The sequence below is a fragment of the Erythrobacter sp. genome (assembly GCF_035194505.1).
Taxonomy (GTDB): Bacteria; Pseudomonadota; Alphaproteobacteria; order Sphingomonadales; family Sphingomonadaceae; genus Erythrobacter.
Map to the genome: position 1 here is coordinate 1,542,033 of NZ_CP136573.1, position 24,730 is coordinate 1,566,762.

At 65.9% G+C, this 24,730-nt stretch carries 23 protein-coding genes; 11 read left to right on the forward strand and 12 right to left on the reverse strand.

The annotated features are described in order from the left end of the window. Positions 1-65: 65 nt before the first annotated feature. Positions 66-1,556 (forward strand): YifB family Mg chelatase-like AAA ATPase, encoded by a 1,491-nt coding sequence (locus RSE14_RS07685; RefSeq protein ID WP_324076872.1) that lies wholly within the window; start codon positions 66-68, stop codon positions 1,554-1,556. Positions 1,557-1,608: 52 nt separating this feature from the next. Further along, positions 1,609-2,436, forward strand: coding sequence for a hypothetical protein (locus tag RSE14_RS07690; protein WP_324072403.1), 828 nt, complete (start codon positions 1,609-1,611; stop codon positions 2,434-2,436). A 36-nt stretch (positions 2,437-2,472) separates the two neighbouring features. On the opposite strand, the gene recQ is transcribed toward RSE14_RS07690, so the two are convergent. Together recQ and RSE14_RS07700 are read right to left on the reverse strand one after the other, a co-directional pair. Then, positions 2,473-4,275, reverse strand: coding sequence for a DNA helicase RecQ (recQ, locus tag RSE14_RS07695; RefSeq protein WP_324072405.1), 1,803 nt, complete (start codon positions 4,273-4,275; stop codon positions 2,473-2,475). A 62-nt stretch (positions 4,276-4,337) separates the two neighbouring features. Then, positions 4,338-4,892, reverse strand: coding sequence for a winged helix-turn-helix transcriptional regulator (locus RSE14_RS07700; protein WP_324072407.1), 555 nt, complete (start codon positions 4,890-4,892; stop codon positions 4,338-4,340). Positions 4,893-5,097: 205 nt separating this feature from the next. On the opposite strand from RSE14_RS07700, the gene RSE14_RS07705 reads away from it, so the two are divergent. After that, positions 5,098-5,442, forward strand: coding sequence for a DUF8200 family protein (locus tag RSE14_RS07705; RefSeq protein WP_324072410.1), 345 nt, complete (start codon positions 5,098-5,100; stop codon positions 5,440-5,442). A gap of 244 nt (positions 5,443-5,686) precedes the next feature. Here the strand turns inward: RSE14_RS07705 and RSE14_RS07710 are convergent, their stop codons facing one another. The 3 genes from RSE14_RS07710 to galE form a co-directional block, all read right to left on the reverse strand. Then, positions 5,687-6,301: an HAD-IA family hydrolase gene (locus RSE14_RS07710; RefSeq protein WP_324072413.1), complete on the reverse strand. Its 615-nt coding sequence runs from the start codon at positions 6,299-6,301 to the stop codon at positions 5,687-5,689. Between the two features lie 92 nt (positions 6,302-6,393). Continuing rightward, entirely contained in the window at positions 6,394-6,519 is a 126-nt protein-coding gene (gene ykgO / locus RSE14_RS07715) for a type B 50S ribosomal protein L36 (RefSeq protein WP_029724010.1), read from the reverse strand. 101 nt (positions 6,520-6,620) lie between these two features. Continuing rightward, entirely contained in the window at positions 6,621-7,634 is a 1,014-nt protein-coding gene (gene galE / locus RSE14_RS07720) for a UDP-glucose 4-epimerase GalE (RefSeq protein WP_324072422.1), read from the reverse strand. A gap of 123 nt (positions 7,635-7,757) precedes the next feature. On the opposite strand from galE, the gene RSE14_RS07725 reads away from it, so the two are divergent. Both RSE14_RS07725 and RSE14_RS07730 read left to right on the forward strand, forming a co-directional pair. Further along, positions 7,758-8,390: a DUF4136 domain-containing protein gene (locus RSE14_RS07725; RefSeq protein ID WP_324072424.1), complete on the forward strand. Its 633-nt coding sequence runs from the start codon at positions 7,758-7,760 to the stop codon at positions 8,388-8,390. Then, entirely contained in the window at positions 8,387-9,526 is a 1,140-nt protein-coding gene (locus RSE14_RS07730) for a M14 family metallopeptidase (RefSeq protein WP_324072426.1), read from the forward strand. The genes RSE14_RS07725 and RSE14_RS07730 overlap by 4 nt, the downstream gene beginning before the upstream one ends. On the opposite strand, the gene RSE14_RS07735 is transcribed toward RSE14_RS07730, so the two are convergent. From RSE14_RS07735 to RSE14_RS07745, 3 genes are all read right to left on the reverse strand, one after another. Continuing rightward, complete coding sequence (locus RSE14_RS07735) at positions 9,523-9,942, reverse strand: cytidine deaminase (RefSeq protein WP_324072428.1); 420 nt, start codon at positions 9,940-9,942, stop codon at positions 9,523-9,525. The two genes, RSE14_RS07730 and RSE14_RS07735, sit on opposite strands and share 4 nt — an antisense overlap. A gap of 121 nt (positions 9,943-10,063) precedes the next feature. Beyond that, the gene (locus RSE14_RS07740) at positions 10,064-10,774 is read right to left on the reverse strand and encodes a glycoside hydrolase family 25 protein (RefSeq protein ID WP_324072429.1); all 711 of its coding nucleotides are present in this window, start codon (positions 10,772-10,774) and stop codon (positions 10,064-10,066) included. Positions 10,775-10,778: 4 nt separating this feature from the next. After that, positions 10,779-11,312: a UPF0262 family protein gene (locus tag RSE14_RS07745; protein WP_324072431.1), complete on the reverse strand. Its 534-nt coding sequence runs from the start codon at positions 11,310-11,312 to the stop codon at positions 10,779-10,781. 136 nt (positions 11,313-11,448) lie between these two features. Here RSE14_RS07745 and RSE14_RS07750 point away from each other — a divergent pair, with 136 nt between their 5' ends. After that, a complete protein-coding gene (locus RSE14_RS07750) occupies positions 11,449-12,969 on the forward strand; it encodes a replicative DNA helicase (protein ID WP_324072435.1) in 1,521 nt (506 codons plus the stop codon). 3 nt (positions 12,970-12,972) lie between these two features. Here the strand turns inward: RSE14_RS07750 and RSE14_RS07755 are convergent, their stop codons facing one another. Both RSE14_RS07755 and RSE14_RS07760 read right to left on the reverse strand, forming a co-directional pair. Further along, positions 12,973-13,110: a hypothetical protein gene (locus tag RSE14_RS07755; protein WP_324072437.1), complete on the reverse strand. Its 138-nt coding sequence runs from the start codon at positions 13,108-13,110 to the stop codon at positions 12,973-12,975. Between the two features lie 48 nt (positions 13,111-13,158). Then, positions 13,159-14,193, reverse strand: coding sequence for a cyanophycinase (locus RSE14_RS07760; RefSeq protein ID WP_324072439.1), 1,035 nt, complete (start codon positions 14,191-14,193; stop codon positions 13,159-13,161). Positions 14,194-14,427: 234 nt separating this feature from the next. Here RSE14_RS07760 and RSE14_RS07765 point away from each other — a divergent pair, with 234 nt between their 5' ends. Beyond that, complete coding sequence (locus RSE14_RS07765; RefSeq protein ID WP_324072441.1) at positions 14,428-16,290, forward strand: calcium-binding protein; 1,863 nt, start codon at positions 14,428-14,430, stop codon at positions 16,288-16,290. A 114-nt stretch (positions 16,291-16,404) separates the two neighbouring features. Then, complete coding sequence (locus RSE14_RS07770; protein WP_324072442.1) at positions 16,405-19,824, forward strand: M10 family metallopeptidase C-terminal domain-containing protein; 3,420 nt, start codon at positions 16,405-16,407, stop codon at positions 19,822-19,824. Here the strand turns inward: RSE14_RS07770 and RSE14_RS07775 are convergent. Further along, positions 19,821-20,972, reverse strand: a complete 1,152-nt coding sequence (locus RSE14_RS07775; RefSeq protein ID WP_324072444.1) for a GGDEF domain-containing protein — start codon at positions 20,970-20,972, stop codon at positions 19,821-19,823. The genes RSE14_RS07770 and RSE14_RS07775 overlap by 4 nt on opposite strands. Before the next feature lie 58 nt (positions 20,973-21,030). Beyond that, positions 21,031-22,212 carry a phospholipase D-like domain-containing protein gene (locus tag RSE14_RS07780; protein WP_324072447.1) on the reverse strand — a complete coding sequence of 394 codons (1,182 nt, stop codon included), beginning with the start codon at positions 22,210-22,212 and terminating at the stop codon, positions 21,031-21,033. Between the two features lie 129 nt (positions 22,213-22,341). On the opposite strand from RSE14_RS07780, the gene rpoZ reads away from it, so the two are divergent. The 3 genes from rpoZ (at position 22,342) to RSE14_RS07795 (ending at position 24,728) form a co-directional block, all read left to right on the forward strand. After that, positions 22,342-22,686 (forward strand): DNA-directed RNA polymerase subunit omega, encoded by a 345-nt coding sequence (gene rpoZ / locus RSE14_RS07785; protein WP_324072449.1) that lies wholly within the window; start codon positions 22,342-22,344, stop codon positions 22,684-22,686. A 202-nt stretch (positions 22,687-22,888) separates the two neighbouring features. Continuing rightward, the gene (locus tag RSE14_RS07790; protein ID WP_324072451.1) at positions 22,889-23,620 is read left to right on the forward strand and encodes a ParA family protein; all 732 of its coding nucleotides are present in this window, start codon (positions 22,889-22,891) and stop codon (positions 23,618-23,620) included. Positions 23,621-23,678: 58 nt separating this feature from the next. Next, positions 23,679-24,728 (forward strand): DUF3667 domain-containing protein, encoded by a 1,050-nt coding sequence (locus tag RSE14_RS07795; protein WP_324072453.1) that lies wholly within the window; start codon positions 23,679-23,681, stop codon positions 24,726-24,728. Positions 24,729-24,730: the final 2 nt, after the last annotated feature.

The window sequence follows — 24,730 nt, forward strand, 5'->3', positions numbered from 1 at the left end:
AGGTGCTCGACAAGTGTCTCTTAACCCTGCACAATCGCTATCGGGATCGGATGTGGGGGGTGCAGATGGTCGCACTGGTCAGAACCGTTGCCTATCTCGGGCTGGAGGCACGCAGCGTCGAGGTGCAGTGCCAGGTCGCTCCCGGCATGCCGCGCTTCACCGTGGTCGGCCTGCCCGACAAGGCGGTGAGCGAGAGCCGCGAGCGGGTGCAATCGGCGCTCGCCGCGATGGGTCTGGCGCTCCCGCCCAAGCGGATCACCATTAACCTCTCGCCCGCAGACCTGCCCAAGGACGGCTCGCATTACGACCTGCCGATCGCGCTCGCGCTGCTGGCCGCAATGAACGTGACCGATGCCGAGCAGCTGGGCGACTGGATCGCGGTGGGCGAACTCGCGCTCGATGGCCGCGTGGTCGCCAGCCCCGGGGTGCTGATCGCGGCGATCCATGCCAGCGAAGTGGGCACCGGCCTGATCTGCCCCGCAGAGCAAGGCCCCGAAGCGCGCTGGGCGAGCGGCGTTCCGGTGCTTGCCCCGCGCGATCTGGTCAGCCTGCTGGGGCATCTGAAGGGCTCGCTGGTGCTCAGCGAACCTCCGCGCGGCGGCGTGGCCGAAGCGGCATCGGGCAATGATCTGAAGCAGGTGAAAGGGCAGGAAACCGCCAAGCGCGCGCTCGAAATCGCGGCCGCCGGCGGTCACAACCTGCTGATGGTCGGCCCGCCGGGTTCGGGCAAGAGCCTGCTGGCAAGCTGCCTGCCCGGAATCCTCCCCGATCTGACCCCGCCCGAGGCGCTCGAAGTGTCGATGGTGCAATCGGTCGCCGGGACGCTGGAAGGCGGGAGAATCAGCCGCGCGCGCCCCTTCCGCGCCCCCCACCATTCGGCCAGCATGGCCGCGCTCACAGGCGGCGGGCTCAAGGTGCGCCCGGGCGAGGTCAGCCTTGCGCATCTGGGCGTGCTGTTCCTCGACGAATTGCCCGAATTCCAGCGCCCGGTGCTCGATTCGCTGCGCCAGCCGCTGGAGACGGGGCAAGTCGATGTTGCCGGCGCCAATGCCCATGTCACCTTCCCCGCGCGGGTGCAGCTGGTCGCGGCGATGAACCCCTGCCGATGTGGCTATGCGGGCGATCCGGCAAGGAACTGCAACAAGTATCCGCGCTGCGTCGGCGATTATCAGGCGCGGCTGTCCGGCCCCTTGCTCGACCGCATCGATCTCCACGTCCATGTCGGCGCGGTCAGCGCGCTCGACATGGCCCTGCCCCCGCCGGCCGAGGGCAGCGCCGAAGTCGCCGCCCGCGTCGCTGCCGCCCGCCTGCTCCAGACCGACAGGGGCGTGCGCTCCAATGCCGAGCTTGAGGGCGAGCGGCTGGAACTGCACGCCACTCCCGACGAAGCCGGGCGCAAGCTCTTGATGCAGGCGGCCGAGAAGCTGCGCCTCTCCGCGCGCGGCTATACCCGCATGCTCAGGGTCGCCCGCACCATCGCCGATCTCGCCGGCGCACAGACTGTCGGCCGCGCCCATATTGCCGAGGCGCTATCCTATCGGCTGATGACAGGTTAAGGGGCGCGCCGAGGCCGGCTGTTCTCTCCCCCCCGGCGCGAACAAGGGCGCCGTGACACCACCGGACGAGACCACAGCTTTGGCGGACCTGCCCCCGCGCGGCCTTGCTGCGCTGCTCAGCGGTGTGCGCCAGCGCAAGGCGCTGAGCCTCGTCATCGCACTCGTGATCGAGGCGCTGCTGGTGCTGCTGCTGTTGACCCTCAGTTTCGGGATCGCGGGCCGCAAGGATGGCAAGGAGACGGTGACCGAATTCGCTGCGAGCGATTACAGCGAAGCCGCCGAACCGGAGGCCGAAGAGGCGCCCGAAACACCGCCCGACAGCACCACTCCGCCGGTCGATGTGCCGCCCGTGCCCGACCGGCCCAGCCCGCTCGATCTGCCCGAACAGCCGCGCGTGCCGATCACCGCGAACCCTGCGCCAGCGCCCCCGCCGCCCCCGCCCGCGCAGGCGGCCCCTAGCGCGCCCAAGCCCGCGCCCACCATCGGCGCGCGGATCAATCCCAATCGCAATTATGGCCCGGCCGACAGCGGTCCGGTGCGCTCCAGCATGGACAGCCAGCCGATCGGCACCGCGCCCAATGGCGAGCCGCTCTACGCCGCCAAATGGTATCGCGAGCCGACGCACCAGGAGCTGGCGGGCTATCTCTCCACCGCCACCAGCCCCGGCGTGGCGCTGATCGCGTGCAGGACCGTGGCGGGCTATTATGTCGAGGATTGCGTGCTGCTCGGCGAGAGTCCGCAGGGCGCAGGGCTTGGCCGCGCGGTCATGGCCGCCGCCTGGCAGTTCCGCGTGCGTCCGGCCCGGCTCGGCGGGCGCGAACAGTTCGGCACCTGGGTGCAGATCAGGATCACCTACTCGCAAAGCCGCGCGCCGCGTTGAAGCTGGAGCGCGGGCCGCACGCCCCGCCAAGGCCACCTAACCCCTCAGGTGATCCTTCACCACGGCGAGGAAATCCGGCCCCCAGGTCTCGCACTTCTTGGCGCCCACGCCTGAGATCGTGCCGAGTTCGGCCAGCGTCTCGGGGCATTGGTGTGCCATGTCGCGCAGCACCGAATCATGGAAGATGACATAGGCGGGCAGGCCATGCTCGGCGGCGAGCGCCTTGCGCTTGGCCCGCAGCGCCTCGAACAGCGGATTGCCGACCGGATTGGGCGCAGAGTTCGCCCCGCCGCCGCCGCGCGCGCGACGCTGGCGCGGCTGGCGGACGGGCGGCTCGGCGATGGTCACGCCCTCCTCGCCCTTGAGAACCGGGCGCGCTGCCGGACCGAGCATCAGCCCGCCATGTTCGGTCGCCGCCAGCATGCCCCTCGCCACCAGCGTGCGCGCAAGCGGGCGCAGCAGCGCGGCCTCTTCGCGCCCGACAATGCCGAACACCGAGAGCCGGTCATGCCCGCGCGATTGGGTGCGCTCGTCGCTGATGCCGGTCAGCACCTTCTCGATATGGGCAAGGCCGTAGCTCTGCCCGGTGCGATAGACCGCCGAGAGGAGCTTCATCGCCAGCTCGCTCGCATCGATCATGCCCGGTGGTTCGAGGCAGTTGTCGCAATTGCCGCAGGCCTCGGGCGGGTGCTCGCCGAAATGCCGCAGCAGGATCGCACGGCGGCAGGTGGGCGCCTCGACCAGCGCGGCCAGCGAATTCAGGCGCGCCTGTTCTGCCGGGAGCCGATCGGGCTCGACCTCGGCCAGCCACTGGCGCGCGCGGGCGAAATCGCTGGTGCCCCAGAACATATGCGCCTCGGCCGGATCGCCGTCACGGCCTGCGCGGCCGGTCTCCTGATAATAGGCCTCGACCGATTTGGGCAGGCCCGCGTGAATGACAAAGCGCACATCCGGCTTGTCGATCCCCATGCCGAAAGCGATGGTCGCGACCATCACCATGCTTTCCGAAGCGACGAATTCCGCCTGCACCCGCGCGCGGCGTTCCGGCTCCAGCCCCGCGTGATAGAACGCTGCCTCGCGGCCCGAACGGGTGATGGCGGCGGCGAGGTCCTCGGCCTGCTTGCGGCTGGGCGCATAGACGATCCCCGCCCCCTCCAGCCGCCCCAGCAGTTCGATGATCTGTTTCGCGCCCGAATCGCGCGGAACAATGGCGTAGCGGATATTGGGCCGGTCGAACCCGGCGATGATCATGCCCTCTTCGGGGATGCCGAGCTGCCTGAGGATATCCGCCCGCGTCGCCGGATCGGCGGTGGCGGTGAGCGCGAGGCGCGGCACACCGGCAAAGCGATCGAGAACCGGACGAAGGGCGCGGTAATCGGGGCGGAAATCATGGCCCCATTCGGACACGCAATGCGCCTCGTCGATGGCGAAGAGCGAGATCTGCGTGCGCTCCAGCAGCGCCTGAAAGCCGGGGGTCGAGGCCCGCTCGGGCGCCACGTAGAGGAGGTCGAGCGCCCCTTCGCGCAGGGCCGCAGCGGTGGCGGCATTGTCGCTATCGGCCGAGGTCATCGAAGCCGCGCGGATGCCCGCCGCCTCGGCCGAGCGGATCTGGTCGTGCATCAGCGCGATCAGCGGGGAGATGACGATCGCCGTGCCTGCTCTGGCGAGCGCGGGGATCTGGTAGCACAGGCTCTTGCCCGCCCCTGTCGGCATCAGCGCCAGCGCGTGCTGGCCGGCCATGACGCGGGCAATCACCGCCTCCTGCTGACCGCGAAACCCGGCATAGCCGAAGGTGCGGCGCAGAATATCATGGATTTCGGGGGCAAGCGGGGCATGCATCGCCGCCGCCCTAGCCGATTGTTTCTCAGCAAGGCACCCGCGCGCGATGGGCTATCGACGGCTTATCTTGCGATGGCCTGCTTGGCCGCTTCGAGATCGACGATATCGCCGAGGCCGAGGCCGGTGCCGGGGCTGGCAATCGTGCCATCGGCGCGCTTGCCGAGGTTGGCAGGGCGCACCAGCCACAGATCATGCGGACCAAGGATGCGGCCATCATGGGCCAGGATCGAGACCGGGCCGATCGGCAGGCGATCAAGCTCGTCCACCAGCACGGGATCCTCGACCACCTGTTCGGTGCCGTATTTCTGGCCCCACTGGCGCAGGGCCAGCATCGCGGGGAGCAGATCGAAGCCCTTCTCGGTCAGGCGGTATTCGATCTTGCGGCGATCATCGGCGCAGGGCTCGCGCTTGAGGATGCCGTGCTCGACCAGCTTGGCGAGGCGATTCGAGAGGATATTGCGGGCAATGCCGAGTTCGCTGAGGAATTCCTCGAAGTGCTTGAGGCCGTTGAAGCTCGCCCGCAGGATCATGAAGGACCAGCGCTCCCCCATCACTTCGAGCGCCTGCGGCAGGCCGCATTCGATCAGATCCTTCAGCGGCTCTCTCAGATCACCCATTCGTGTTTCCTTCCCCAGATCGGGACGTTTGTAACCGCTTTTGCACAGCGTCACAAAAAATTTCAGTTTTCAGTTGCAACTCGCAACCTAGATATGTAGGTAGCGAATAGCAACTGGTTTCGAATCGAAATGTTGCGTTGCAAAATGTGACTGAGACCGTAGATGGGCCCCGTTCCCAAACCGAGATAAAAAAAGGAATATCGCGATGATCAACACCCTCTCCCTCCCCCGCACCGGCAAGTTCGCTGTCCTCGCTTCGGCGGTCCTCTACACCGCGATGACCTTTGGCGTGGTCACCTCGACCGCTCCCGCCAACGCTGCCGGCACCCCCTATTACAGCGCCACGCTGGCCGCTCCCGCGGGTGACGAGACCGCAGTGGCCGGCGGTGTGGCCTGGTCGTGCGAAGGCAGCACCTGCGTCGCGGGCAAGGCCAGCGCCCGTCCGCTGCGCATCTGCCGCGGCCTGAATCGCAAGTTCGGCGAAGTCGCCACCTTCAAGGTGCTCGGCCAGGCGATCCCGGCTGAAGAACTGGCCAAGTGCAACGCCTGATCGGCGCTGACCACGATGTCCCTCTCTGACCGGCACCCTCTCTAGCTGGTCAGAGCCTCGACCCCCGGACCGCCGTCTCCCCCCGACGCTGCGCTCCGGGGGTTTTGTTTTTTGGTGTTGTTTCTAAATCCGCTAGCCCTGAGCCTGTCGAAGGGCTGCTTTTACTTTGACCGCTCGCCAAAGACTGCGAAGAAATACGGCCCTTCGACAGGCTCAGGGCGAACGGAATGGGGAGCTATAGCCCTTACAACAATCCGGCGTCGGTTAGCGCGGCCTCAAGCCCCATCGCATCGGTGAACAGATGCGCGTTCCAGCCACGCGCGCGGGCGGCGGCGATGTTGGCGGCGTTGTCGTCGGTGAAGAACAGCTGCGCGCCGGAAAGGCCGCTGCGCTGCTCGACAATCTCGTAGATCCGCGCATCGGGCTTGGCGACCTTCTCCACCCCTGAGACGATGATGTCGGCAAAGTGATCGAACACGGCTTTCGTCGGGCGGAAGGCGGCGAAGAACTCGTCGCCGAAATTGGTGAGGCAGTAGAGCGGCACTCCGCGCTCCGCAAGCCGCGCCACCAGCTCGTGCGAACCCTCGACCGGGCCGGGAATGGTCTCGTTGAAGCGCGTCGCATAGGCGCGGATATGGGCTTCGTATTGCGGGTAGAGCGCAATCCGCTCGGGCACCATGTCGGCCAGCGCGCGCCCGCGATCATGCTCGAAATGCCATTCCTCGGTCACGACGTGTTCGAGGAACCAAGCCAGCTCCTGCTCGTCGGCAATCAGCTTTTCGAACAGCGCGGAAAGCTGCCAGTGGAACAGCACCCGCCCGATATCGAACACCACCGCTTGCACTTGCGCCTGCGCCACGCCGCCTTGCTCCTCAAATGATTTCGGCCCGCGCTCCGGTGAGGAGGCGGGCCGCAAATGTCACCAGCCGCCCATCGGGCAGCCGCGCCGGATCAGCCCTGGCGGGCCTTGAAACGACGGTTGGTCTTGTTGATGACGTAGGTCCGGCCACGACGACGGATCACGCGGTTATCGCGGTGGCGGCCCTTCAGCGACTTGAGGCTGTTGACGATCTTCATGACTGGTCTTTCAAAATGACAAGCGCGCCGGAACCGGTCCGACGCGCGGAAATCTGGATGGGCCGTTAGCGCCGCCGCGCAGCGCCGTCAATGCGCTTGCGTCACGCAGAGCCTCGCAAACCGGCCAGTTTTCGCTCCCATTGCAGGGCATGAGCGATGATCGTGTCGAGTTCGCCGTACGCCGGCACCCATCCGAGCGTTTCGCGAAGGCGGCGCGAATCGGCAATCAGCGAATCGGGATCGCCCGCACGGCGGCCTTCGATGCGGCGATCGAGCTGGCGATTCGTCACCCGGTCGACCGCGTCGAGCACCTCGTTCACCGAGAAGCCCCGGCCATAACCGCAGTTCATGGTGAGCGAGCGAGCGGGTTCTGCCATCAGCGCCTCCAGCGTCAGCACATGGGCGGCGGCGAGATCGCTGACATGGATATAGTCGCGCACGCCGGTGCCATCGGGCGTGGCGTAATCCGTGCCGAACACGCTCACCGATTCGCGGCTCCCCAGCGCCGCCTCGATCGCCACCTTGATGAGATGCGTCGCGCCTGCGGTCGATTGCCCGCTGCGCGCCAGCGGATCGGCGCCCGCGACATTGAAATAGCGCAGCACGCCGTAATTCAGCGGATGGGCGGCGGCGACATCGGCCAGCATCTGCTCGGTCATGAGCTTGGACCAGCCATAGGGATTGATCGGCCGCTGCGGCGTATCCTCGCGCACGGCGGCAACATCGGGGATGCCATAGGTCGCTGCGGTGGAGGAGAAGATGAAATGCGGCACGCCCGCCTTCACCGCCGCCTCGATCAGTGCGCGGGTCTTGGCGGTGTTGTTGTGATAATATTTGAGCGGATCGGCGACGCTTTCGGGCACCACGATGGACCCTGCAAAATGCATGATCGCGCGCGTCTGCTGTTCGGCAAAGATCCGCGCCAGCAGGGCGGCATCCTCGATATCACCTTCATAAAGCGGCACGCCGTCCGGCACGGCAAAGCGAAAGCCGGTGGTGAGATTGTCGATCACCGCCACGCGCCAGCCCGCGTCCTTCAGCGCGAGCACCGCATGGCTGCCGATATAGCCCGCGCCGCCGGTGACGAGCACGGAAGGTTTGCTGTCCAAGGTCATGGGCCTGCCCCTAGCACGAAATCCGCTTAGAAAACGTCAACCTTGTGCGGTGCAATGCTGGCCCTGTGCACAGCCGCGCGCGCGCCGTATAACGGCATGACCCAGCACAGGAGTTCCCCGCTCATGCCTTCCCTCCGCCTGCTCGCCCCCGCGCTTTGCGCTGCCACCCTCGCGCTGTCGGCATGCGCCACCACGCCCTTTACCGGGCCGGTCGAGGTGACGCGCTTCGTCGCACAGAACCCGGCGGGGCTCGGACAGGGGCCGATTGTCGTCTACTTCCCCGACGAAGTTTCCAATCAGGTCGCGCGCGCCGCCTTCAAGACCGCGATCGAGGATGAACTGCGCAAGCTCGGCTACACCATTGTGGCGCAGGAAGGCGCAGGCATTCAGGTCGCCGCGGTCCGCACCACCCGCAATCCCATCGCCGCGATCGAAGACCGCTCCGGCCCGGTCAGCGTCGGCATCGGCGGGCAGACCGGCAGCTTCGGATCGGGCTTCGGCATGGGCGTCGGCATCAACCTTGGCGGCGGGCGTGAAAGCGCGAGCGTGATGAGCGAACTTTCCGTGCGCATCACCGGCGCGGATGGCACCACCTTGTGGGAAGGCCGCGCGCAGATCGCCACTGGAGTGAAGTCGCCCTATTCCCCGGTCGCAGTCAGCGCGCGCACGCTGGCGGCGGGCTTGTTCAAGGACTTTCCGGGTGGCAATGGCGAGACCGTGACAATCAGCGTCAAGAAGCTGCAAGGAAACAAATGACCTCTCTTTCCATCGATGCCGGGTTCGACAGCGGCAATATCGAAGTTCTGGCCATCGACGGCACCACCGCGCGCCTCGCGATCCGGCGCGACAATGCCTCGGAATTCTTCCAGTGGTTCCACTTCCGCGTCGCGGCGACGGCGGGGCAGGAAGTCGTGCTCAAGCTCACCGGCCTCAATGCCAGCGCCTATCCCGGCGGTTGGCCCGACTATGACGCCTGCGTTTCCGAAGACCGCGATTACTGGACGCGCGCGTCCTCCAGCTATGACAAGGACGAGGACGGCGGCACGCTGACGATCCGCTATCTGCCCGCCTCCGACATCTTCTGGTGCGCCTATTTCGCGCCCTACTCGATGGAGCGGCACCACGATCTCGTCGCCGATGCCGCCTCCTGCGAGGGCGTGGACTATGTCCGGCTCGGCACCACGCTGGACGGCCAGCCGATCGACTGCCTCGAAATGGGCGAAGGCTCCACGAAGGTGTGGCTCTATGCCCGCCAGCACCCGGGCGAGACCCAGGCCGAATGGTGGATGGAAGGCGCGATCGACTGCCTGACCGATCCGGCCGATCCGGTGGCGCGTGCGCTGAGGGCCAAGTGCCGCATCCATATCGTGCCCAATTGTAACCCCGATGGTTCGCGGCGTGGGCATTTGCGAACCAATGCGGTTGGCACCAATCTTAACCGCGAATGGGCCGAGCCGACCCCCGGAAAGTCGCCCGAAGTGCTGGCGATCCGGAACCGGATGGACCAGACCGGCGTCGACTTCGCGATGGATGTCCATGCCGATGAGGCAATCCCGGCGGTGTTCCTCGCAGGCTTTGAAGGCATCCCTTCGTGGACCACCGAGCAGGGCGAGGGCTATTACCGCTACGAGCGCATCCTCGATCGCCGCACGCCCGATTTCCAGACCAAGCTCGGCTATCCCAAGGCGGCAGCCGGAAGGGCCAACCTGTCGATGAGCACCAATCAGGTCGCCGAACGCTTCGGCGCGGTCGCGATGACGCTGGAGATGCCCTACAAGGACCTCGCCGATTTCCCCGAGCCCGAACAGGGCTGGTCACCGGAGCGCTGCAAGCTGCTGGGCCGCGAATGCATGGCCGCGCTGGTCGAGTGGCTGGAAGGGCGCGAGGCCTAACCCAAATGCGAAGGCCCGAAGGCGTGCGGCAGCAGCGCGGATAGCGTCACGCGCCGCACGTCATCCTTGCTGACGCACAGCACCAGCGGATCGGTATCGCCGAGCGCGGCGACTTCATTGAGCACCTGGCGGCAGCGTCCGCAAGGCGTGATCGGCGCGCTGTCCGCCTTGAGGCCCACCACGGCCACCGCCGCAAGGCCCCCGCGCCTGCCTTCGCCCAATGCCTTGGCGACCGCCACGGTCTCGGCACACAGGGCAAGGCCGTAGCTCGCATTCTCGACATTGCAGCCGGTGATGACTGCGCCATCATCGAACAACAGCGCCGCGCCCACCGGATAGTCCGAATAGGGCGCATAGGCGTTTTCGGCTGCGGCATAGGCGGCGGCGATGAGGGCCTGTTCGGTCTGCCTGTCCAAGATCAAAACTCCGTTCGTGCTGAGCTTGTCGAAGCACCGCACTTGCTTTGGTGGCCACAGAAAAGAAGAAAAACGGCCCTTCGACAAGCTCAGGGCGAACGGGGTGTGGAGTTTGCAGCGACTACTTCTGCACCACCACCCATTCGATCGGCTCCTCGGCGGCATCGGTGACGAGCCGACTGTTGGCACTCCATAGCAGCCACGGGCGCGGCGCATAGTCGGGCCGCGCGCGGTCGCGCATCAGCCACAGATCGCGCGACAGGGCCGTCGCAGTGTTGTGGCGCTCCTCGAAACCGGGCGACAGGCGCAGGATCACCGGCTCGCCGCTATGGATCTCGATCTGGTTGATCAGGGTCATCAGCTCGCTCTCGGTCGCGGCATCGCTGACCTTGGGGGTGCAGCCATCCGACAGGCGGGTGAGGCTGATCGCGGGCGGCAGCAGGGCGGCATCGCGCGGCACCATCTGGGTGAACAGCCCGCTCTGCCGGTCCGCGCCAAGGCAGGGATCGAAATCGAGCATCACGCCGACCTTCAGACCCGCCGCGCGCGCGGCGGCAAAGCGGACGGCAAAATCCTTGGGGCTCTGGGTCAGCGGCAGATAGACGAACTGCGCGCCGATCGCCTTCAGCGTCTCGAACCGCACCGGCGCCGGGCCCTCTGCCGGCACGAGCGCGCCCTGTTCGGGATAGAGCGCCTCGTCCGGACGCCATTCGCGCATGTCCCACCACAGCCAGCCGGCAAAGGCGATGGCGACCAGCACCACCAGCGCAATCCCGCGCATGATCCAGCGCCGCGGCGCCCGGCGCGCCGATGACTTGCGACCGCGTGCCATGCCGTCAGCCCTTGATGTGGAGCACGCAGATCAGCGTGAACAGGCGGCGGGCGGTGGCGAAATCGGTATCGACCTTGCCCTCCAGCCGTTCCAGCAGCAGCTCGGCAGCGTTGTTGTGGATCCCGCGGCGGGCCATGTCGATCGTCTCGATCTCGGCCGGGGTCGCCTTGCGGATCGCCTGATAATAGGAATCGCAGATCGCGAAATATTCGCGGATCGGGCGGCGGAAACGGGCCATGCCGATCAGCAGGGTTTCGAGCAGCTGGCCGGCCTCGTCGCTGATATCCATCGCCAGCCGCCCGTCGGTCACCGACAGGTGGAGGTGGAACGGGCCCTTCGCCCCGCGCTCGACAGAGCGCAACGGCTTGAAGGTGTTTTCCTCGATCAGATCATAGATCGCCACCCGCCGTTCCTGCTCGACATCGGCATTGCGCCACAGGATCGTGGCTTCATCAAGCGTGACCTGGGCAATGCGATGCGCGCCCGAACCTCCGGGGGCGGGCGAAACAGGCAGGGAATCGGGCGGCGTATCGGCCATGCCCGCTGCCTTCGCAGATGGAGGGGCCGCACTTCAAGCACTTCGATCAAATCTCCCCGCTATCCACAGCATCGGAAAAAAATATTGGGCCCGCTGCCCCTTGCGCGCACGGCCCGGACATGAGCATCAGGCGCCCATGGCCGAACCTGAAAAAGTCACTCCGATCAACGCTGCCCTGCCCGCAGCCGATGCGCCGCTGCGCAAGCTGCCGTCCAATCTCGACGCGGAAGCCGCGTTTCTGGGCGCAGTGCTGATCGACAACCGGGTGATCGAGGAATTGCAGGTTCCGATCCGCCCCGATCACTTCTTCGAGCCGCTGCACCAGCGCATCTACGAGCGCGTGCTGACCCTGATTGAGCGCAATGCCACGGCCTCGCCCGTCACCCTGCGCCCTTTCTTCGAAGCCGACGAGGCCCTGCGCGAGCTCGGCGGCACCTCCTACCTCGCCCAGCTGACCGCCAATGGCGCAGGCCTGCTGCTGCCGCGCGAGTTGTCCCAGCAGATCTATGACCTTGCCCTGCTGCGCCAGCTGGTGAGCGTCGGGCGCGGTCTCGTCGAAGGCGCGCTCGATACTTCGGAAGACACCTCCCCGCTCGAACGCATCTCCCAGGCCGAAGCCGATCTGTTCAAGGTGGCCGAGGGCGCGGCGACCGGGCGCGAGGCAGCGACCTTCCGCGATGCCGCGCTGACCGCGATCAAGATGGCCGAAGCGGCGATGAATTCGGGCGGCGGCCTGTCGGGCAAGACCTCGGGCCTCGATTCGATCGACCGCAAGACCTCCGGCCTCCACAATTCCGACCTCATCATCCTCGCCGGACGCCCCGGCATGGGCAAGACCTCGCTTGCCACCAACATCGCCTTCAACTGCGCCGAAGCCCACCTCGCCTTCCAGCGCGAAGGCGGCGAGTTCAACTACGGCGCGCCGGTCGCCTTCTTCAGCCTCGAAATGAGCGCCGACCAGCTGGCCACGCGTATCCTTGCCGAACAGGCGGAGATTTCCTCCGAAGCCCTGCGCAGCGGGAAACTCAGCCGCGAGGATTTCCAGAAGCTCTCCTTCGCCAGCCAGCGCCTCGCCGAACTGCCGCTCTATATCGACGATACGCCTGCGCTCACCATCGCCGCACTGCGCACCCGCGCGCGGCGGCTGAAGCGGCGGCATGATATCGGCCTGATCGTGGTCGACTATCTCCAGCTGCTGCAAGGCTCGGGCCGGGCGAACGACAACCGCGTCAACGAAATCTCGGAAATCAGCCGCGGGTTGAAGACGCTGGCGAAAGAGCTTCAGGTTCCGGTGATCGCCCTGTCGCAGCTCTCCCGCGCGGTCGAACAGCGCGAGGACAAGCGCCCGCAGCTTTCCGACCTTCGCGAATCCGGCTCGATCGAGCAGGACGCGGACATGGTGTGGTTCATCTTCCGCTCGGACTATTACCACATGCTGGTGAAGCCCGACACGCCCGACGGCTCATCCACCCCCGACGAGCAGGAAAAATACCGCGCCTGGGAAGAGAAATACGAAGCGCTGGTGGGCAAGGCGACGCTGATCGTGGCCAAGCAGCGCCACGGCTCGACCGGCAATGTCCCGCTCCACTTCCAGAGCGACATCACCAAGTTCACCTCGCCCAACTTCAAGGACTATTCAGACTACGGGTTCGAGTAGGCACTACTCGGCGGGAGTAACCTCGACCGTGATCGGCAGAATATCGAAGCCGACACCCGCGATGGTGTAACGCCCGCGTCCGCGGCCATCGCGGCTCCACCAGCCGGCGCTCGCGGGGGTGGCGGTGAAGCGGTAGGTCACGCCCTCGGATCCGGCGAAGGAATGGCGCTCGACTGTGGCAACCCCGCCTTAGAGCAGCGCCTCGCCAGCCACTGCGGCAAGGCGCTGATCGCCATAGGCCATCCCGCCGCCGGGCAGGAGCGGGGCCTCCTCCGGTGCGCGCGTGGTCACGGCACGGCGGGCGGACGCCGGGGTGACCTGCCAGGTGGCAAGATCGATGCTGTCACCGGCTGCGGCGAGGCCAGGGGAAAGGCCGGTGATCGCGGTGCGCCGCCCCACCTTGCGCTGCGCCGCGCGGGCATCGAGCAGGGTCACATAGCCGGTCCCCACAACGCGCGCCGTGCCGCTGCCGGGCTTCACCACCAGCGCGGTGTCCTCGTCGATCCCGAGCCCGAGACGGACCGGCCGACCGGGATCGGTCACAGCCGCAGCGAGCAACCCGAGATGCCCTCGCTCGCCAAAATGCACGTGGATCAGGACGCGCTCGAGAAAACCGAGCCCCGCCCCCAGCACAAGCGGATCGCCGCCCCCGGCGACAAGCGGCGGGCCTAGGCTTTGGCCCTCCATGATCATATCCGCGCCCATCACCATGCCCCCTGCCGAGGTGCCTCCCACCACCGCGCCTTCGGCAAGGCGGCGGCGGATCGCGGCGGCCATCGGGGTGTCGCGCCCATCGGCCTCACGCAGCACGGCAGTGATGTTTTGCTGATCGCCACCAACGAACCAGATCGCACCGGCGCGGGCGACCTTCGCGATCTCGGCCGGATCATGCGCATTGCCGCGCCAGGTGCTCTCGTCCACCTCGCGCGTCGCGGGATCGTCGGCAAGGGCAAGGCGCACCACGGCGACATCTTCGGGCCTCGCCCCGTGCCGGACGAGCGCTGCGGTCATCGCACGGGTCGAACCGGCGATACCTTGCGTGGCTGCGGGGATGATGGCGATGGCGGGTGCATCGGCTGGGCGCGCTTCCAGCAGGGCCGAAAAGACCTCGGCGTTGCTCCAGTCAAGCCCGCCGCCGACGATCACCAGAGTTCCCTCGTCGGCGCGTGCCACGACCGGGGCGACGAACATCGCCAGACCTACCACCACTATTCCTGCCCGCATGAAGCCCCCGCAACCAGCCGCCTTCTTGGGCTGGCGAAACAGGCTAGCGGCTTCGCTCTGGCCGATCAACGCACGCAGCGCCGCGGCCCGGCCGGCAACGTCCCGCCGCTGTTCATGTACTATTCGGACGACGGGTTCGAGTAGGGAGCTCCGCCGCAAAGCATCTTGCCCACCCGGAAATGTCGGTTATTAATCTGAATTGCCGACTGAATTTCCAAGAGGGGCCGCGTGCCGATGGCGCTTATTCCGACCTATAATGTCGTCAATCTCGCGGGCATCACGCAAAGCACCATCGATCTTCTGCTCGGCCTAGCGGACGAGGCCTTCCGGATGTGGGGCAGCGTGCTCGCGGGCAATGCCAACCTGTCGGTGCGGATCGAACTGGTCGAAACCTCCGGCGCCGGGCGCGCCGAGGCGACCTGGGGCAACGGCACCAATATCGGCCGGATCAACGGAGTGAACCTGCTCGTCGGCGCGGCTGCGCGCGAGCTCCAGACGGGCCAGAACGTGCCCGACAACCAGCACGACATCCTGATCCGGATAAGCCGCAATTACCTGCTCAACGAGATGTTTCTCGATCCGACGCCGCAGACCCGCAACGACATTCCCGCAGACCGGACTGATGGCCTGAGCGTGCTGCTGCACGAGATCGGCCATGCGCTGGGCTTCACCGGCTTCTGGAACACCAGCATCAACGAACAGGGCAGCTTTGCGACGACCTATGACTTGCGGCGCGTGGATATTGGCGGCGAGGATTTCCTGCGCGGGCCCAATTTGCAGGCCCTGCTGGGCACCGATCTCGAACTGACGCGGGGCAACTACACGCATTATGGCAACACCAACGCCTTCCCCGGCACGAGCAGCGACCCGCTGACCGGGCTGATGAACGGCGTCGTGTTCTATCGCGGCTATGCCTACACCATCGGCGACCTCGATCTGGCGGTGCTGGCCGATACCGGGCTGGGCACGATCCGCGACGACGTGCTCGACAATCCGCTGCACACCCACCTGCGCGGCGGGGCAGGGAATGATCACATCATTGGCGGCGATATCGACAATGTGTTTTTCGGCGATGATGGCGTCGACTACCTTCAGGGCTTTGGCGGGAACGACCAACTGTTTGGCGGGGACGACAACGATACGCTGGACGGCGGGGACGGAGCCGACATCCTGATCGGCGGCGCGGGTGAAGACAATCTCATCGGCGGCGCGAATGTCGATACGACGATCATCTTCGGCAACCGTGCCGATTTCGACATTTTCCAGCCGGTGCTCGGGGGCTTCATTATCCGCCGGACAACGTTTGGCCCCGACACGCCGGATATCGGCGCGATCATGGAAGGGGTCGAGTTCGTGCAGTTCGACGACCAGACCATCCGCCTGCTGCGGGGCAGCGGGGTCAGCGTCAATTTCAACACCGTCGACCGCAGCGTCTACCAGACCGCGATGAACGACATCCGCGACTTCGACGGGAACGCATTGGGCGGCAATGGCGGTTGGCTGCGCATCGGGCAGGCGGATGTGAACGGGGACGGCGACATCGACCAGATCCTCGTCAACCGCAGCATCGGGCGCTTCGCGACGGTGGGTACAGCACCTGACGGCCTGGTCTATTTCAATGACCACGGCTGGGCCGGCGAGACCCGCGTCGCCGGGATTTACATCGACCCTCTGGTGGAGGCCGGCATCGTCGCCCCCGGCAGCGATCAGGACAGCCAGCGCCGCTTCCAAAACGATCTCCAGATCGAGAACATCAACCGCGTGCTGGGCGCCAACGACTACAACCGCGACGGGATTCAGGAGGTCTATTTCGCGCTGACCGACGGCACGGCCTACCTGCGCGCCCTGATGCATGCCGATGGAAACATCCGCTACGCCAACTACCAGAGCCAGCAGGAGGTGATCGACTACCTCACCGCCAACGGCTTCGGGCCGGACACCTGGGCGGGGTGGTTCCCCCAGCCGAGCCAAGGCGCGGGCGAACTGGCAGCGGACGCTGGCCTCGTGCTTGCCGATGACACCGCCACCCCAGGCCTCGTTAATCTCGGTTCCCTCGTCTTCGCCGCATCGGATATCCAGTCGGAGTTCTACGGCTGATCGCTGCACCCGCGCCCTTGTGCAAGCGAGGTCAATGACTTACACCTATCTCCCCGGCCCCCTTCTGCCGCTGGCGAACGCGTGGCGGGTGGGCAAATCTGGAGACATGGCGGCATGACGACGCGGCTCGGCACCCTGACCGAAAGCAATTTTGACGCGACCACCACGCTCACCGGACGGCTCGATACGGGCAACCGGGCGGGCATGCAGGTGACCGGCGTCAACTTTGCCGGTCGCCAGACGGGCAATGTCGGGCAGGCCTTTCGCGGCATCTTCGGCACGCTGCAGGTCAATGCCGACGGGTCCTACACCTATGTCCTCGACAATAATGATCGCGACACCGATCTGCTGGCGACCGGCGATCAGGCGATTGACCGCTTCGTCGTCACCTTCCGGCTGGGCGGGGTCGAACAGACGCTGGCGGTGAACGTCGCGATCAACGGGGTGAACGAGCCGGGGCAGGTGATGACCACCCTCACCGCCCCGGTCGAGATCGGGCAGGATTTCACCCTCGCACGTGACGGGCTGATCCGCTTCACCAATGCCGAAGGCTATCGCCAGATGCTGTCCTTCGAGACGGATCCGCGCTGGACCTTCACCAATTTAGGCTCGATCTCGCTGGTCGCCGGAGATACCGCCGAGGGCGCGGTCGCTGTCGCGCCGACGCCGCCGCTCGGGCAGACCTTCAACTTCGGGCGGATCACCGCCAGCAGCGCGCGCTTTCAGACCTCGGGCGCTTCGGCGGTGGGGGCTTACGGCGAGAACCACGGCGTTGCCTCGGCGATCTTCACCGGCGGATATAACAGCGAGCGCTTTCCCGGCGCGGCGCGCGGCTGGGACGGGGTGTCGCGCAACACCGGTCTGATCGAGGCGATCTCGACCTTCGATGCCATCGGCGTGTTCCAGTTTCTGGGCAACAATTTCACCAATACCGGCTTCATCTATGTCGAAGGCGGGGCGAGCTATACTGCGGCCATCCCCAATGATCCGTTCGGCATCATCGGCTATCGTTCGGGCGGCACGGATATCGTGAACAATTCCGGCACGGTGCATGTCGTGTCCAATACGCCGCTGGTGCGCTCGGTGGGGTTCCGCTTCTTCCCCAATTCCACCAACATCTACAGCCCGAACATCGTCAACAACAGCGGGACGATCGTGGCCGACCGGGCGATCATCGCGCTCGACGGGTTCCAGACCTCGACCTACCTCAACAACTCCGGCCATATCGAAGGCACGCTGGAGCTGGATCGCGGGGTCAACCAGATCACCAATTCCGGGCGGTGGTACGGCAACTGGACCCTCGCCTTCGAAACCCCCGATCTGGTCGAGAATTCGGGCGTGATCCTCGGCACCATCGCGCTGCGCGGCGGGAATGATTTCTATCGCAGCGCGCCGGGCGGCACCGTGTCGGGCCTGGTCTCGGGCGGGACGGGCAATGATGCCTTCCAGGGCGGCGACGGGGCCGAGCAGTTTGCCGGCGATGACGGGCAGGACTGGCTCGCAGGGGGCGGCGGGGCCGACCGGCTGACCGGCGGCAGCGGCGCGGACGTTTTCTCCTATCGCAGCGCCAGCGATTCCACCGCCAGCCAGCGCGACACGATCACCGATTTCCAGTCGGGCATCGACCGGATCGACATCAGCGCACTGGGCGTGACCAGCTTCACCCTTACCCCCAGCGGCGGCAACACCATCCTGCGCGCGGTCACGCCGGGGGGCACGCTCGAAGTGCTGGTGACAGGCGCAATTTCCGCCGCCGATGTGATCACCCAGCCCCCGTCCGCCATGGTGGTGGGCACCGGCAATAATGATCTGCTCATGGCCGTGCTCAGCGGCAGCACTCTCATCGCCGGCGAGGGCAATGATGCGCTGTTCGGCTCGACCGGCAATGATGTGCTCGACGGCGAAGGCGGGGCCGACACGCTCTATGGCGGCGCGGGCAACGACATTTTCATCCACGACAACAGCGGCGATCTGATTGTCGAGACGGCCGATGGCGGGATCGACGAGGTGCTCACCGCATTCGGCCTGATCCTGCCGACCTATGTCGAGATCGGACGGCTGACAGGCAGCTTCGACGGCTTCCTCAGCGGCAACGAATTCGACAACATCCTGTTCGGCAATGCGGGCAACAACACGCTGCGGGGCGGCGGAGGCAATAACACCATCATCGGCGGTCTCGGCGTCGATACGATCTACATGAACATCGGCAACCAGACCTCCGTCTACAATGCGTTCGCCGAATCCCGGCGCGGCGGGGCGGACATCCTGTTCTTCTTCGAAAACGCCAATGATGTGATCGACGTGAGCGCGCTCGACGTGCAGTATTTCACCCTCGGCGAATATACGCGGCGGATCGAATCCGGCGGGGCCGGGATCTTCTCGATCGCGATGACGGTCGTCTCGGTGATGACGGCGCAGGGCGAGCTGGTGATCGAGGTTGAAGGCACCCCGACGATGGAGGCCTTCCGCTGGACCCGCCCGGCGGGCGTGGGCGCAACGCTCTACGGGCTCGATCGCGACGACCGGCTCTACGGCAGCCGCGACAATGACACGATCGAGGGGCGCGGCGGGAATGACGATCTGCGCGGCGAGGCAGGCAATGACACCCTGCGCGGCGGCGACGGCGGCGACACCCTCACCGGCGGCATAGGGAACGATACGCTCGACGGCGGATCGAACGTCGATTTCGCCATCGTGCGCGGCACCCGCTCGCAATATACGGTGACCCAGACTGCGACCGGCGTGTTCCAGGTGACCGGCCCGGACGGGACGGACACGCTCACCGCGATCGAGTTCCTGCAATTCGACGACCAGACCATCCGCCTGCGCCCCGGCACCGGCGTCACCGTCAACTTCAACACCGCAGACCGCACCGTCTACCAGACCGCGATGAACGACATCCGCGACTTCGACGGCAATGCGCTCGGCGGAAACGGCGGCTGGCTGCGGATGGGGCAAGCCGACGTCAACGGCGACGGCGATATCGACCAGATCCTTGTGAACCGCACCATCGGTCGCTTCGCGACAGTCGGGACCGCGCCGGACGGCCTGGTCTATTTCAATGACCACGGCTGGGCGGGCGAGACGCGGGTGGCGGGCATCTATATCGATCCGCTGGTGGAAGCGGGCATCGTCGTCGCGGGAAGCGATCAGGACAGCCAGCGCCGCTTCCAGAACGATCTCTTCATCGAGAACATCAACCGCGTGCTGGGCGCGAACGACTACAACCGTGACGGCATTCAGGAGGTCTACTTCGCCCTCACCGATGGCACGGCCTATCTGCGTGCGCTGATGCACGCCGATGGAAACATCCGCTACGCCAACTACCAGAGCCAGCAGGAGGTAATCGACTACCTCACCGCCAACGGCTTCGGACCGGACACCTGGGCGGGGTGGTTCCCCCAGCCGAGCCAAGGCGCGGGCGAACTGGCGGAGGGCGCTGGCCTCGTCGCCGCAGACAATGCCGCGCCGGGCTTCCTCGATATGCAAGCCCTCGGCATTGCGACGCCGATGCTTGTGCCGGAATTCGTCTAGGCGCTGATTGCGACCGGTTCAGGCACCGCCACGCCGCGCGCGGCGCGGGCTTCGGCCTTGGCCTGATAGAGCGCGCGGTCGGCAAATTCGAACAGCGCGTCGGCATCATCGCCATGCCCGGGCCACTGCGCCACGCCGATGCTCGCGCCCACCTGCAAGGCGATGCCGTCGATCACATGCGGGCGCACCAGCGCGATCAGGATGCGCTCGCCCAGCGGGGCAGCGATCAGAGGCGAGCCCGGCGGGATCAGCACGGCAAACTCGTCGCCGCCCTGCCGCACCACCAGCCCGTCATCGCCAATCGTCTCGCGCAGCCGCTGCGCCACGGCGCACAGCAGCTTGTCGCCAAAACCGTGGCCGAAGCGGTCGTTCACCGGCTTGAACCCGTCAAGATCGACCAGCGCCAGCCGGAACGGCTCCGCCGCCTTGCCCTTGCGCAGCAGCGCGGCGATGCGCTCGTCGAGCGCGCGGCGGTTGGCAAGGCCGGTAAGCGGATCGGAGTGGGCAAGGTCGCGGGTCTGCTGCTGCAACTGCAACAGATCGACCAGCATCGCATGGCCTTCGAGGATGAAGCGCACGAGGATCGCGGTCGCCAGCACCAGACTGGTCGCCGCCGCCATTTCCGCCGGGCGGCCCGATGCCAGCATCAGCGCCGAAATCGGCACCACCCCGATCACCAGATTGAGGATCGCGGCAAAGCGGATCGCGGAGAGGCAATAGGCCGTCGCCAGCGCGCCCATCGCGATGATCATCGCAAAGCTCGCGTGGTTGTCAGGCGGCGAGGCGAGCCAGTTCACCACCGCCCAGATGCTGCACATCGCCCCCACCCAGCCCGATACGCCGGCGGTCTTCTTCACGATCACCGTTGCCCGGCGCAGGCTGAGATGGCGCTTGCGGCTGATGCGATTGTCGATCAGGCCGAGCACGCACAGCACCGCCAGCAGCACCGGCATCCCGTATTTGATCGCCCAGTGGAGATCGGCCGCCCCCGCCCAGGCCGCCGTCGGCGTGGTGGCGAGCAGCATCGCATACATCACCGGCGTCTGCGTCTCGACCCGGCGGGCGCGCAGAATGGTGAAATCATCCCGGATCGCCGCCGGAATGGGCGGCGCGATCCTTGCGCGCAAAGTCTGGAAAGCCCCCGTCATACCCGCGATCCTAGGGAAAGCGCGTAAAACCGGCGTTAATGGCGTGAGTTCCGCGCGCCTAACCCGCGCCCGCCTTGCTGATGCGGTAATCGGCAAGGCTCATCCAGTAGGCCAGCCGCCAGCGGATCCGGTTCATCAGCGTGCCCTCACGCGCATACCATTCGCGCGTCACCGGCACGCTCGCCGCCTCCATGTGGTCGATCACACCGCGCAGGGCCGCCGCCACCTCCGCATCCTCGATCCGCACCATCAGCTCGACATTGATGCGCAAGCTCCGCTTGTCGAGATTGGCGCTGCCGACATAGCTCGCATCATCCGCCACCAGCAGCTTCATGTGGAGCTTGCACGGCTGGAACTCGAAGATCGCCGCCCCCGATGCCATCAGCTTGCGGTATTGCAGCCGCGCCATGTCGATCGCGGCGTCGATATCGGATTTGCCCGCCATCACCATCCGCACAGCCCCGCGGCGCGCCACCTGCCCGATCTGGCGGCGGAAGCTGCGCGGCGGGGAGAAATAGGCCGAGACCGTGTCGAGCCGCCGCGCACTCACGAGATCGCGGCGGAACACCCAGGCCCAGTGCCCCTGCCTGACCAGCGGCCCGCCGACGAGCAGGCGCACCGGCCCCTCCCCCCCGTCCCACTGGCGCACAATATCACGCAAGCGGCGCAACTGCCGCGCGCGTCCGGCCGCCTCGCCCTCGACCCAGTTGCTGAGCAGACCGAACCAGCGGGTGAAGTGCTCCACCACCGGCCCTTCGATGACCACCGCCAGATCGCACCAACCGTTCTTGGCGGGCGGATCGAAGTAATGATCCGAGACATTGGCGCCCCCGGTCATCACCCGCACGCCATCGGCAATCGCGAATTTCTGGTGGTTGCGCACCAGGTAGCGCGTGCCCCATTTGGGCGAGAACACCGCGAAGTGCCCGCCCGCCTCGGCCAGGGGGGCAAAGAAGGCAGCGCCCGCATCATTGCCGAAATCATCGACGATCAGCTCCACCACCACCCCGCGCCGCGCCGCCGCCACCAGCGCATCGCGCACCATCGTGCCGGATGTGTCGCTATCGAACAGGTAATAGAAGACGCTGAGGCTGGCTTTCGCGGTGCCGATCAGATCGAGCAGCGCCCGCAGCCGGTCCTGCCCACCGGGATGAAAGGTAAACTCATGCCCCTGCGCGGCAATCGTGAACGAGGCCGGATCGGCATAGGGTGTGGCAGGTGGGGGCGCGGAGGCATCCATGCAGGACAGTCTAGCGCTTTGGCGCGGGAGGGCCAGAGGGGGCGGGTGATTGCATTTTCTTGACTTCGCGGCCCCTCCTGCCTAGCTGCCCCCTTCTCTACTTTCCGCGATTCTGAGAAAAGGCCGTCTATGGCACGCGTTACCGTTGAAGATTGCGTCGACAAGGTTCCCAACCGGTTCGACCTCGTCCTGCTCGCCGCCCAGCGTGCGCGCGAGATTTCGGGTGGTAGCGAGCTGACCATTGATCGCGATCGCGACAAGAACCCGGTCGTCGCCCTGCGCGAAATCGCCGAGGAAACCATCGTGCCGCGCGATCTGCACGAAGCCGTGGTGGTGAGCCTCCAGAAGATCCTCCCCGATGACGAGGACGAGGCCGACGAGATCGGCTCGCTCAGCCAGTCGGCCGAAGCGCTGCGGATCACCGCCTCGGCGCCGGCGCGGACCACGTCGCTTGGCGGCGATTACGACGGCTGATCGTTTAATTTCAGTAACTTACGGGTTTTTCAGGGGTTTTTAGACCCCCTTTAGCCTCGATTTGACCCCCAGTTGGCACGCAGTTGACCACTTCTTGACCGCTTCTTGACCGGTCAGAAGTGGCGCTTGCCAGCGGGGCTTGCCGCGCTATCCGTGGAATACCGTATCAAAGCGGTCGGACAGCGGACAGGCGGCCCTCACCATGGCATCGATTGCGGTCTACAGCGTCAAGGGCGGGGTCGGCAAAACGACGCTGGCGGTTAACCTCGCGTGGTGCTCCGCCACGATCTCGCGCCGCAAGACGCTGCTGTGGGATCTGGATGCATCGAACGGTTCGGGCTTTCTGCTCGGGGTTGATCCGCGCAAAAAACGTAGCGCAGACAGTGTCTTTGCCGATGGCAGCGAACCGCTGCGGCTGGTGCAGGCAACGGGCTATGCCAACCTCGATCTGCTGCCCGCCGATGAAAGCATCCGCACGCTCGACCGCCAGCTTGACCGGATCGGCAAGAAGAAACGGCTGGCGAAGCTGGTCGAGGGTCTGGCCAAGCATTACGACCGGATCATCTTCGATTGCCCCCCGGTGCTCAACGAGGTGAGCGCCCAGGTGATGCGCGCTGCCGATCTGGTGATCGTGCCCCTGCCCCCCTCCCCCCTCTCGGCCCGCGCCTTCGAGGTGGTGGTCGATGAAGTGCGCGGCAGCGGCAAGGGTCATCCGCCGATTTTGCCTGTCTTATCAATGGTCGACCTGCGCCGATCCTTGCACAAGGAAGCGCGCGAGGCGAACTCCAAATGGCCCGCAATCCCCCTCGCCAGCGCGGTGGAGCAATGCGCGGTGGAGCGCAAACCCGTCGGCGCCTTCGCTCCGCGCTCGCCGGCGGCCCGGGCGATTGCCCAGCTGTGGACCGCGATCGAGCGGAAACTCGCGCAAAAATAGGCGCTTTTGCGCGTGCGGCATTCCTGCCTATAACCCGGCGCAAGACAGGGGCGCAGCCATGGGCGATTTCGGCGACAGCATCGGAACAGTGATCGAGGGCGGCCTCATCGGCCGGGCGGTGGAACCGGGTGCCGGAGAAGCCGCGCTGGACCATGCCGAAACGGTCACCTGCGCCAATTGCGGCACCACCTTCCGCGGCCATTTCTGCCCCCAATGCGGCCAGAAGGCGCATATCCACCGCAGCCTCGCCGAAATCGGCCACGACATCATGCACGCCGTGCTGCACTTCGACGGCAAGCTGTGGGCGACCTTGCCGCTGCTGACCTTCAAGCCCGGCGAGCTCACCCGCCGCTACATCGCGGGCGAGCGGGCCAAGTTCGTCAGCCCGATGGCCATGTTCCTGTTCACGGTCTTTGCCATGTTCGCGGTGTTCCAGATGGTCGGCATCTCCGCGCCTACCGATCTGCCCGCCGGGATCGTCTCCACCAGCGAGGACAATCCCTTCGAGGACAAGCTGCGCGAGGAGATCAACACGCTCGAAGAGGAGCGCACCAGCCTGCCTTCGGGCAGTGCCCGGAAGGCCGAGATCGACCGGCAGCTGAAGGGCCTCAATCTCGTGCTCGACAAGGCGCAGAAGGAAGCGCCCCAACGCGAAAAGATGAGCGTCAACACCGGGAGCAGCTGGCTCGACAAGACCCTGCTGGACAAATGGAAGAAGAACCCGGGACTGATGCTCTACAAGCTCCAGTCGAACGGCTACAAATTCAGCTGGTTGCTGATCCCGCTGTCGCTCCCCTTCATGTGGCTGATGTTCGCGTGGCGACGGCAGTTCAAGGCCTATGATCACGCCATTTTCGTGACCTATTCGCTGAGCTTCATGTCGTTGCTGTTCATCGCCATGTCGATCCTCTCGACCATCCCGGGCGGAACAGGATGGGCGATAGGTCTGTTCATGATCGGCGCGCCGCTGCATCTCTACAAGCAGCTGCGCTATGCCTATGGCCTGTCCCGCTTTTCCGCCTTCTGGCGGTTCTGTGTGCTGTTCATGGCGATCCAGATCGTGCTCACCCTGTTCCTGCTGGTTCTCGGCGTTCTGGGCACTTTCTGAGG